The sequence below is a fragment of the Bradyrhizobium sp. U531 genome (assembly GCF_051710265.1).
In the GTDB taxonomy this organism is placed as follows: domain Bacteria; phylum Pseudomonadota; class Alphaproteobacteria; order Rhizobiales; family Xanthobacteraceae; genus Bradyrhizobium.
Genome location: NZ_JASVEN010000001.1, coordinates 2,444,730 through 2,454,082, shown reverse-complemented (window position 1 = coordinate 2,454,082; position 9,353 = coordinate 2,444,730). Strand labels below are relative to the sequence as shown.

Annotated in this window: 8 protein-coding genes; 4 read left to right on the top strand and 4 right to left on the bottom strand. The window is 66.6% G+C overall.

Annotation, left to right across the window (positions count from 1 at the left end):
* A partial coding sequence (locus tag QRQ56_RS12030; protein ID WP_438740020.1) for a beta strand repeat-containing protein occupies positions 1 to 1,779 on the top strand: 1,779 nt, incomplete at its 5' end.
* A gap of 11 nt (positions 1,780 to 1,790) precedes the next feature.
* A complete protein-coding gene (locus tag QRQ56_RS12025; protein ID WP_438740018.1) occupies positions 1,791 to 3,473 on the top strand; it encodes a ShlB/FhaC/HecB family hemolysin secretion/activation protein in 1,683 nt (560 codons plus the stop codon).
* 481 nt (positions 3,474 to 3,954) lie between these two features.
* On the opposite strand, the gene bluB is transcribed toward QRQ56_RS12025, so the two are convergent.
* From bluB to cobU, 3 genes are read right to left on the bottom strand one after another with little or no spacing between them, the layout of a single operon-like run.
* Complete coding sequence (bluB, locus tag QRQ56_RS12020; protein ID WP_438740016.1) at positions 3,955 to 4,587, bottom strand: 5,6-dimethylbenzimidazole synthase; 633 nt, start codon at positions 4,585 to 4,587, stop codon at positions 3,955 to 3,957.
* 3 nt (positions 4,588 to 4,590) lie between these two features.
* A complete protein-coding gene (gene cobS / locus QRQ56_RS12015; protein WP_438740015.1) occupies positions 4,591 to 5,373 on the bottom strand; it encodes an adenosylcobinamide-GDP ribazoletransferase in 783 nt (260 codons plus the stop codon).
* Positions 5,370 to 5,873 carry a bifunctional adenosylcobinamide kinase/adenosylcobinamide-phosphate guanylyltransferase gene (gene cobU, locus QRQ56_RS12010; protein ID WP_438740013.1) on the bottom strand — a complete coding sequence of 168 codons (504 nt, stop codon included), beginning with the start codon at positions 5,871 to 5,873 and terminating at the stop codon, positions 5,370 to 5,372. Before cobU ends, cobS begins: the two co-directional genes overlap by 4 nt.
* 122 nt (positions 5,874 to 5,995) lie before the next feature.
* Between cobU and cbiB the strand changes: the two genes are divergently transcribed.
* Together cbiB and cobD are read left to right on the top strand one after the other, a co-directional pair.
* Positions 5,996 to 6,937, top strand: coding sequence for an adenosylcobinamide-phosphate synthase CbiB (gene cbiB, locus QRQ56_RS12005; RefSeq protein ID WP_438740012.1), 942 nt, complete (start codon positions 5,996 to 5,998; stop codon positions 6,935 to 6,937).
* A gap of 11 nt (positions 6,938 to 6,948) precedes the next feature.
* Positions 6,949 to 7,914, top strand: a complete 966-nt coding sequence (gene cobD, locus QRQ56_RS12000) for a threonine-phosphate decarboxylase CobD (protein ID WP_438740010.1) — start codon at positions 6,949 to 6,951, stop codon at positions 7,912 to 7,914.
* Here the strand turns inward: cobD and QRQ56_RS11995 are convergent.
* A complete protein-coding gene (locus QRQ56_RS11995) occupies positions 7,903 to 9,351 on the bottom strand; it encodes a cobyric acid synthase (RefSeq protein WP_438740008.1) in 1,449 nt (482 codons plus the stop codon). The genes cobD and QRQ56_RS11995 overlap by 12 nt on opposite strands.
* Positions 9,352 to 9,353 lie beyond the last annotated feature (2 nt).

The following is a 9,353-nucleotide window of genomic DNA, read 5'->3' as shown; positions in this document are numbered from 1 at the left end:
TGGAACGTGCTCAATGTCGGCACGAGCCTGGGCGCGACCGCGGGGCAGGGCAGCATCACCTTCCAGAGCGCGCAGAGCGGCGGCACGCAGACCATCCACGCCCGCGACAACGTCACCTTCAAGGCGCTGACGACCACCGGCGTCAATGGCGATGCCGGCGGCATCAACGTCACCGCCGACACCGGCTTCATCCTGGCGCAGACGGTGACGTCGGGCGGCGCGACCACGCTCGGCTCGGTCTCGGCCCATGGCTCGGCGAGCCTGCTGGCCGCAACGACCGTCACCGGCAACACATTCTCCACCACCACCGGCTCCGGCTCGCTGACCGCCAATGGCGGTCCGATCGACTGGAACGTGCTCAATGTCGGCACGAGCCTGGGCGCGACCGCGGGGCAGGGCAGCATCACCTTCCAGACCGCGCAGAGCGGCGGCACGCAAACCATCCACGCCCGCGACAACGTCACCTTCAAGGCGCTGACCACGACGGGCGTCAACGGCGATGCCGGCAGCATCAACGTCACCGCGGACACTGGTTTCATCCTGGCGCAGACTGTGATCTCAGGCGGCGTGCCGACGCTCGGCTCGGTCTCGGCCAACGGCTCGGCGAGGCTGATCGCCGCAACCACCAACACCGGTCACAACCTCACGGCCTCGACGGGCAACGCGGTCCTTAGTGGAACGGTCGTTCATTGGGATAATCTCAATGCCGGCGGCACGCTCGACGTCACCGCGACGACGGGAGGGATCACCGTCGGCACCGCCATCAGCGGCGGCACGCAGACCCTGCACGCCGTGAACGATATCGTCTTCAGCCAGCTCACCACGACGGGCATCCCGGGCGATGCCGGCGACCTCAACGTCACGTCCGACACCGGCTCGCTGCGCGGCGGATCGATCTCCGCCAACGGCGACACGCATTTCCAGGTGGCCGGATCGGTGGCGTTCGACCGGGTCAGCGGCAACGTCGTCAAGATGCGGTCGTCGGGTGATTTGACCATCAACTGGGTCAGCGTCGTGAGCGAGCTCGATCTCGCGGCCGACACGATCAACGTCAGGGGCGAGCAGGTCCGGTCGAACCCCGCGATCCCGCTGGTCATGAACATCACCGGCTACAACGGCGGCGTCGCCAAGTCCGCCAACATCTGGATCGACCCCGACAGCATCATCGTCAACCAGTTCAGGGTGGTGGACGCGAACTTCTGGACCGACGCGCACGCCGTCTCGATCCTGAACGGCTATGTGCCGGGCCAGCTGATGCTCACCACCGCGACCCAGCAGGTGCTACTCAACAATCGCTCGCTGGCGCCGACCAATGGTCCGAGCCTCCAGCTCTACCAGCCCGGCGGTGTGTTCACGATGAGCCAGGTCGGCAACGCCAATGTCAGCAACGCCTATGTGGTGTTCTATACCGGCGACGTCTCCGCGACCGTCACCAATTACGGACCGGGCCACACCTGCTGCAACGACTTCACCGGCGCCAGCATGGTGCGCAACATCGCGGTCGACGGCGACGGCAAGGAGAGCATCGAGAGCTGGCTGGCGAAGAAGGATGGCGGAACGTTCTACCTGCTCGGTCTCTCCGGCCAGGCGCGGCTCGACGCGCTGCTGATGCCGCGGCCGGTCGAGGCCGTCGGCTCCGGCCCCGCCGTCAACATCGAAGGGATCAGCGACATGCGCAAGCTGCGCCAGAAGGGGCAGCGTGCGGGCCGCGCGGGCTGGAAGGACGCGGCGGTTGAAATGGCGAAGCCGGCCGTTGGCCGCCTCGCACAGGCATGGTAACTGGGGCAGGGATGCGGATTCTGGGGGCAGCATTGGCGATCGGGCTGGCAGCGTCCAGCATCGTTGCTGCACGCGCCCAGTCGATCAATCCCGGCGTGATCCAGAACGACGTCGACCGGCAGCGACGCCAGCTCGAACAGCAGAGCGCGCCGCCGAAGCTCAATGGTCCGGCGGTGATCGGCGGCGAACGGGAGAAATCCCAGCTGCTGAAGCCGGGTGGACCGAAGTTCCGCCTGCGCAAGGTGACGTTCGACGAGTCCAAATTCATCACGCCGGCAGAGCTGGACGACATCGCGAAGAAATATGTCGGCAAGGATGTCGACATCGCCGCGCTGCTGCAGCTCGTTGCCGACATCAACGCCGTCTACACCGCGCGCGGCATCGTCACGGGCATTGCGACTCTGCCGGAGCAGGACGCCAAGGGCGGCATCGTCCGCGTCAAGCTCACCGAAGGCCGGCTTCAGAAGACGACCTTCGAGGGCAACAAGCAGACCCGCACCGATTACATCCTCGATCGCGTGAAGGAGCCCGAAGGCGAGGTCCTCGACGTTCCCAAGCTCAACCGCGACGTGACCTGGTTCAACCGGACCAATGACGTGCAGATCAAGGCGCTGCTGCAGCCCGGCACGAGTTTTGGCCTCACCGACCTCCAGTTCGCCGTGATCGAGCCGCCGGTCGACACGTTGCAGCTCTTCACCGACAACCAGGGCTCGGAGAACACCGGACGCTGGGAGGGCGGGGCGTTCTACAAGCGCCACGGCCTGTTCGGCGTCGACGACCGCCTGACCTTCTACGGCGTCCGTTCCGACGGCAATCTCAACGGCAATGTCGCCTACAACATCCCGGTCAATCCCTGGGGCGGCCGTGCCGGCGTCAGCTATACCGAAGGCAAGATCAAGATCGTCCAGGGACCGTTCGTCGCGCTCGACGTCACCGGCCGCTCCAGTCAGGCCGCGGTCAATTTCAGCCAGCCGGTCTGGGTGACGCAGGACTGGCTGGTGCTGCTCAACGCAGCCCTGACCGAAGGCAAGACGGTCAGCCGTTTTGCCACCATCGCCGTCACCGACGATCACTACGACAAGTCCACGGCGGGCGTCTCGGTCACCAAATCCGGCAATAGCTATTCGATCACCGTTTCTCCGGCGGTGAATTACGTGGCGTGGCACGACTTCGTGCTCGGCAACAACCGCGCGTTCAACACTTATACCGGCTCGCTGCTTGCGACCAGCGCTGCGGGACCTCAGAATTTCAGCGCCAATGTGCTGGCGAGCTGGCAGTACACGCAGGAAAAGCTGCTGCCGGGCGATCAGATCTTCTCGATCGGCGGTCCCACCACCGTCCGCGGTTATCCCTCCAACGCCGCCTCCGGCGACAGCGGCTATTATGTCAACGCCGAGCTGCACTACAACTGGTCGCAATGGCTCCGGGGCTTCGACACCTATGTCTTCACCGATTGGGGCGCGGTGTATTCGACCTTCCCGGGCGTCACCGAAATGGCCTCAGTCGGCGTCGGCTTCTCCTGGACTTATGCCCAGTTCATGACGTTCGAAGCGAATTACGCGACGCCGGTGAAGATGGCGGTGTCCACCCAGAACCATTACGAGGCCTATGGCCGCGTCATCTTCCGGCCGCTCCTGATGTTCCAGAAGCAGGAAAGCGCCCCGCCAGCGGTGGCGGGCAGGAGCAAGTCGTAGCGGCGGCCCGACGCTCTTTCCCCGTCATTGCGAGCGCAGCGAAGCAATCCAGACTGCCTCCGCGGAGGGACTCTGGATTGCTTCGTCGCAAGGGCTCCTCGCAATGACGAGGATGGACCAACAGTCCGTGTCCCGGACGCGGTGCGGCACGCAGTGACGCTCCGCAGAGCCGGGACCCAGGAGGCTACGGCACTTGCTGTTAAATGGGCCCCGGCTCTGCAGCGCACCGCTCGCCGGACGATGCTTCGCATCGCCAGGGAGGCGCTGCGCTGCGTTCGGGGCACGAGACCGGATTTCGATTAGCGCAGCACCAGCTTGGTCATTGCGAGCGCTGCTCTCTCACCCGTCATTGCGAGGAGCCCTTGCGACGAAGCAATCCAGAATCCCTCCGCGGAAAGTTTCTGGATTGCTTCGCTGCGCTCGCAATGACGAGGATGAATTTTGGGTAGCTTCTCACGTTCGAACCTGACGCGCCGTCCGTTCAACGCCGCAGCGTAAACTCCTCCGCCCCGCGCCGGCGTTCCCACTTCGCCTGCTCCAGCTCCGGCTGGTCGCACTCGACTTCGGGGTAGCCGATGCAGAGATAGGCGATGAACTTCCAGGTCTCGGGCACGTCCAGGATGCCGTGAATGCGATCCGGGCTGAGGATCGAGACCCAGCCGATGCCGATGCCTTCCGCGCGCGCGGCGAGCCACATCGCGGTGATGGCGGCGACAACGGAATATTCCGTGGTCTCCGGCATGGTCGCACGGCCGAGGCCGTGGCCGATGTCGCTGGCCTTGTCGGCGAACACGGCGAGATGGCCGGGCGCCTGTTCGAGGCCCGATAGTTTCAGTGTGGCATAGCGCGCCGCGCGCTCGCCGGAATAGCAGCCCAGCGCATCGGCATTGCACGCCTTGAAATCGTCGATCACCGCGCGGCGGCGCATGGCATCGTCGACGAGGACGAAGCGCCAGGGCTGGCTGAGGCCGACCGAGGGGGAGAGGCAGGCGGTTTCGATCAGCCGATCGATGGCGCCCTCCGGCAGCGGATCGCTGCGGAAGCGGCGCACGTCGCGGCGCCACACGAACAGCTCGTGCAATTGCCTGCGGAACGTGTCGTCGAACGCGACCATGGATCAGCCTCCCGTCTGGAAGGACGCGGCGACCAGCAGGATCAGGATCTCGCCGAGCTGCTCGAATGCGCCGAGGATGTCGCCGGTCTGCCCGCCGATCTGGCGAATGGCAAGCCGCGCCAGCAACAGTCCGGCGAGCGAGAGCAGGATCAAGCCGGAAAGCGCTTTGCCTGGTCCGAGCGTCAGGACAAGAGCGAGCGTGCCCAGTGCAAAGGCGACAGCGACGCTGCGGCCGGGCGGCGCTCCGGCGCTCGCCGAGAGCCCGTCCGGCCGGGCGGGCGGCACCAGCAACATGAAGGCCGGCACGCCGGCGCGGCTTGCTGCATGCGCCGCGCACAGCGCGAGCGCGACGGCGAGGGGGTTGGCGATGACGGCGAGAGCGCTCCAGCGCAGGCCGAACGACAGGATCAGCGCACACGCGCCATAGGTGCCGATCCGGCTGTCGCGCATGATCTCGAGCTTGCGCTCGCGCGTGCGGCCACCGCCGAGCCCGTCCGCGGTGTCGGCAAGACCGTCCTCGTGCAGCGCGCCGGTGATGAGGGCGGTGGTCGCAAGGGTAAGCAGCGCGGCAAGGTTCGGCGCGAGGCCGACGCGGATGGCGACCTTGTAGACGAACGCGCCGGCCAGGCCGACCAGCAGTCCTGCGACGGGAAGCGCCCAGCTCGCGCGTGCGACGGCGCCGTCAGCTGCGGGCTTCGACGATGCCACCGGGAGGATCGTGACGAAGGATACCGCCATCCTGAGATCGGCAACGATGTCCTTGAGAAGCTCGGCGCGCGGCATCATTTCAGTTTCATGGGCAGGCCGGCGACGACGAACTCGACCTCGTCGGCGGCGGCCGCGATCGTCTGGTTCATGAATCCGGCGGCGTCGCGATAGAGGCGTGCCAGCGCGTTGTCGGGGACGATGCCGAGACCAACCTCGTTGGTGACGAGGACGACGGGGCTGTTCAAACGGGGCAGGGCGCCGGCGAACTCGGTCACCTCACGTTCCCAATCGCGCTCGGCGTGCATCAAATTGGAGAGCCATAGCGTCAGGCAATCCACCAGCCTTGCGCCACCGCCATCCGTCGCGACCAGCGCCGGCACGAGATCGAGCGGCACCTCGCGTTCGATCCAGTCGGTTCCGCGCCGCGCGCGATGCTTTGCGATGCGTGCTTCCATCTCCGTGTCGAGCGCTTCGGCCGTCGCGACATAGACGGGCTGCCCGGGAAAGGCGCGCGTGCGCATTTCCGCACGCTTGCTCTTGCCCGATCGCGCTCCGCCGGTAATCAAGATGACGGCCATGAAGGTCTCCTGGAGCGCCTGACTAACCACCAATCGCGGCCAAAGACAAAGCCGAAATCAGGCGCGGAGGGGCTTGCGCTCGCCCCTTGCTTTGCGCAACAGGGGCGGGACAGGAGGCGGGATTGGGCTTTGCGGGTGCGATGATGGTGGCGATGGCGGTGGATGCCCTTGTGGGCTGGCCGTCGTGGCTGTTCGCGCGGATCGGCCACCCCGTGACCTGGCTAGGGCGGCTGATCGGTGCCATCGATGCTGGCTGGAATCGCGATGCCGACCCGCCGGCTCTCCGCCGCGCGGCGGGGATCGCCGGCGCGCTGCTGGTAATTGCATTCACGAGCATGATCGGCTGGGTGATTCAGCTCCTGCTTCCCACGGGCTGGATCCAGATCGTGATGGTCGGACTCCTGGCCTGGCCGCTGGTCGCGCTGCGCTCGCTGCATGATCACGTGGCCGCCGTTGCTGGCCCCTTGCTGGCGGGCGACATCGCCGCTGCGCGCGAGGCGGTCTCGCGCATCGTCGGTCGCGATCCCAAAGCGCTCGATGAAGCCGGCATCGCGCGGGCCGCGATCGAAAGCCTTGCCGAAAATGCCTCGGACGGCATCGTCGCGCCGGTGTTCTGGGGTGCACTGTTCGGCCTGCCGGGCATCCTCGGCTACAAGGCCATCAACACGCTGGATTCCATGATCGGCCATCGCAGCGAGCGGCACGAAGCGTTCGGCTGGGCCGCCGCGCGCATCGACGATGTCGCGAACTTCATTCCCGCGCGTCTGACCGGCTTTCTGTTCGTGCTGCTGGCGCCAAGGCGATCGGTGGCGCTGGCGTGCATGACGCGCGATGCGCGCCGTCACCGCTCGCCCAATGCCGGCTGGCCGGAAGCTGCGATGGCAGGTGCGCTGGGCGTGCGGCTCAGCGGTCCCCGCATCTACCACGGCAGCATCACGAACGAGCCGTGGCTCAACGAAGGCGCGCGCGATCCGCTGGCCGCCGACATCGGCGAGGGACTTGCGGTCTACCGCCGCGCCATGCTGCTGCTCGCCGGCGTGCTTGCGATCGTCAGCTTCGCGTGAAACAACGGGGCATGCGCGAGCACGGTGGAAATCTCGATCTGGCCCAACAGCGCTTTGGCGGGCGCGCGGAGGACTGGATCGACCTGTCAACCGGGATCAACCGGTTGCCATATCCCGTGGGCGAAGTGAGTGCGCGCGCCTGGACCGCGCTGCCCTCGCGCGCCGAGATCGAGGCGCTGCATCAGGCGGCGCATCACGCTTATCGCACGCGCGCGCCGCTCGTCGCGCTCGGCGGTGCGCAGGCCGCCATTCAACTTTTGCCGCAACTGGCGCCGCCCGGGCGTGCGCGCATCCTGGCGCCGACCTACAATGAATATGCCGGCGTGCTGGCGGCCGCGGGGTGGGATGTGCAGGAGGTCGAAGAGCCTGCTGCGCTCGAAGGCGCGGACCTCGCCATCGTCGTCAATCCCAACAATCCCGACGGCCGCCGCCATTCGCCCAAAGATCTGCTGGCGTTGCTGCCGCATGTCGGACGTCTCGTGATCGACGAGAGCTTTGCCGATGCCGTTCCGCAATTGTCGCTCGCGTCGGAAGCGGATCGGCCGGGGCTGCTGATCCTGCGCTCCTTTGGAAAGTTCTACGGCCTGGCTGGCCTGCGACTCGGATTCGCAATCAGCAATGCCGCGGACATCGACAAGCTCGTTGCGTTTTCGGGTCCATGGCCAGTCTCGGGCGCGGCCATCGCGATCGGCTGCCGCGCCTTGCGCGATGATGCCTGGGCCGACGCCACGTCCGCGCGGCTTGTGCGCGACAGTGCTCGGCTCGACGAGATGGCGCGCGTGCAGGGCTGGCGGCTGGTTGGCGGCGCGCCGCTGTTTCGGCTTTACGAGACGCCGAACGCGCTTGCTGCGCAGGAGAAGCTTGCGCGCGGCCACATCTGGTCGCGTGTCTTCGCACAACAACCGACATGGCTGCGCCTCGGATTGCCCGGCAGCGCAGCCGAATGGACGCGCCTTGCCGAGGTGCTAGCGCGCTAGCGCGAGCAGGCCCTCGACATCGAGATGTTTCTCGATGTGATCGGCCAGTGCGTCGAGCGCGCTCTCGACCCTGGCGTGATAGGGCTCGTCGCCTGCTTGAATATCGAGCCTCGCCAGATACGCCTTGCGGAAAGCGTCGGACGTGAACAGGCCGTGCAGATAGCTGCCCTGCACACGGCCATCGCGCGAGATCGCGCCCTCCGGCTCGCCGTTCAGCTTTGCGAAGGGCTGGGCGCGGTCCGGGCCGTCGGTACGACCGATGTGGATTTCGTAAGCCTCGATCGGCTGATCCGTCGCCGCATGCACGGCCGCGACACGCGTCAGCGTCTTCTGCGGGCTCATCACCGTATCGACCTCCAGAAGGCCGAGGCCCGGCGTATCGCCCGCGGGGCCTTCGATGCCATCAGGATCGGCGACGCCGCGCCCAAGCATCTGATAGCCGCCGCAGAGGCCGAGCACATGGCCGCCGCGGCGGTGATGGGCGAGCAGGTCGATGTCCCATCCCTGCGCGCGCAAAAAGGTGAGATCGCCGCGGGTGGACTTCGAGCCAGGGATGATGACGAGCCTGACGTCGCCGGGGATCGCTTCGCCCGGGCGCACCAGCACGAGATCTACGCCGGGCTCCAGCTTGAGCGGATCGAGATCGTCGAAATTGGCGATGCGCGACAGCGCAAGGCAGGCGATCTTGCATTGGCCCGGCTTGCGCGCATCGCTCAGGCCCAGCGCGTCCTCGGCCGGCAGCTCGCCGGCGCGCGCAAACCACGGCAGCACGCCGAAGCCGCGCCATGAGGTCTTCTGTTCGATCAGCCTGTAGCCGTCGTCGAACAGCGTGGAATCACCGCGGAACTTGTTGATGACGAAACCCTGGATCATCGCGGCATCATCAGGATCGATCACCGTCTTGATACCGACGAGCTGGGCGATGACGCCGCCGCGGTCGATGTCTCCGACCAGCACGACCGGCACGTCGGCCTTGCGCGCAAAGCCCATATTGGCGATGTCGGACTTGCGCAAATTCACCTCGGCCGGACTGCCGGCGCCTTCGATCAGCACCAGATCGGATCGCGCCTTGAGGCGCTCGAAACTCTCCAGCACCGCGCCCATCAGTGACGGCTTCATCGCCGCATAGTCGCGCGCCCGTGCGGTCGCGATGCGCTTTCCATGCACGATCACCTGCGCGCCGACGTCGGTCTCGGGCTTGAGCAGCACCGGGTTCATGTCGGTGTGCGGCTCGACGCCGGCGGCGAGCGCCTGCAGCGCCTGGGCACGGCCGATCTCGCCGCCATCGACGGTGACGGCGGCATTGTTCGACATGTTCTGCGGCTTGAACGGGAGCACGCGCAAGCCACGCCGCGTGAAAGCGCGCGCAAGGCCCGCGACGATGAGCGACTTGCCCACGTCAGAGCCGGCCCCCTGGATCATCAGCGCGCGTGCCATCG

Excerpts from the sequence above, each read along its gene's own strand:
- cobU (WP_438740013.1), bottom strand. The coding sequence starts at position 5,873 with ATGGCCGTCATCTTGATTACCGGCGGAGCGCGATCGGGCAAGAGCAAG.
- cobD (WP_438740010.1), top strand. The coding sequence starts at position 6,949 with ATGCGCGAGCACGGTGGAAATCTCGATCTGGCCCAACAGCGCTTTGGC.
- QRQ56_RS12025 (WP_438740018.1), top strand. The coding sequence starts at position 1,791 with ATGCGGATTCTGGGGGCAGCATTGGCGATCGGGCTGGCAGCGTCCAGC.
- bluB (WP_438740016.1), bottom strand. The coding sequence starts at position 4,587 with ATGGTCGCGTTCGACGACACGTTCCGCAGGCAATTGCACGAGCTGTTC.
- QRQ56_RS11995 (WP_438740008.1), bottom strand. The coding sequence starts at position 9,351 with ATGGCACGCGCGCTGATGATCCAGGGGGCCGGCTCTGACGTGGGCAAG.
- cobS (WP_438740015.1), bottom strand. The coding sequence starts at position 5,373 with ATGATGCCGCGCGCCGAGCTTCTCAAGGACATCGTTGCCGATCTCAGG.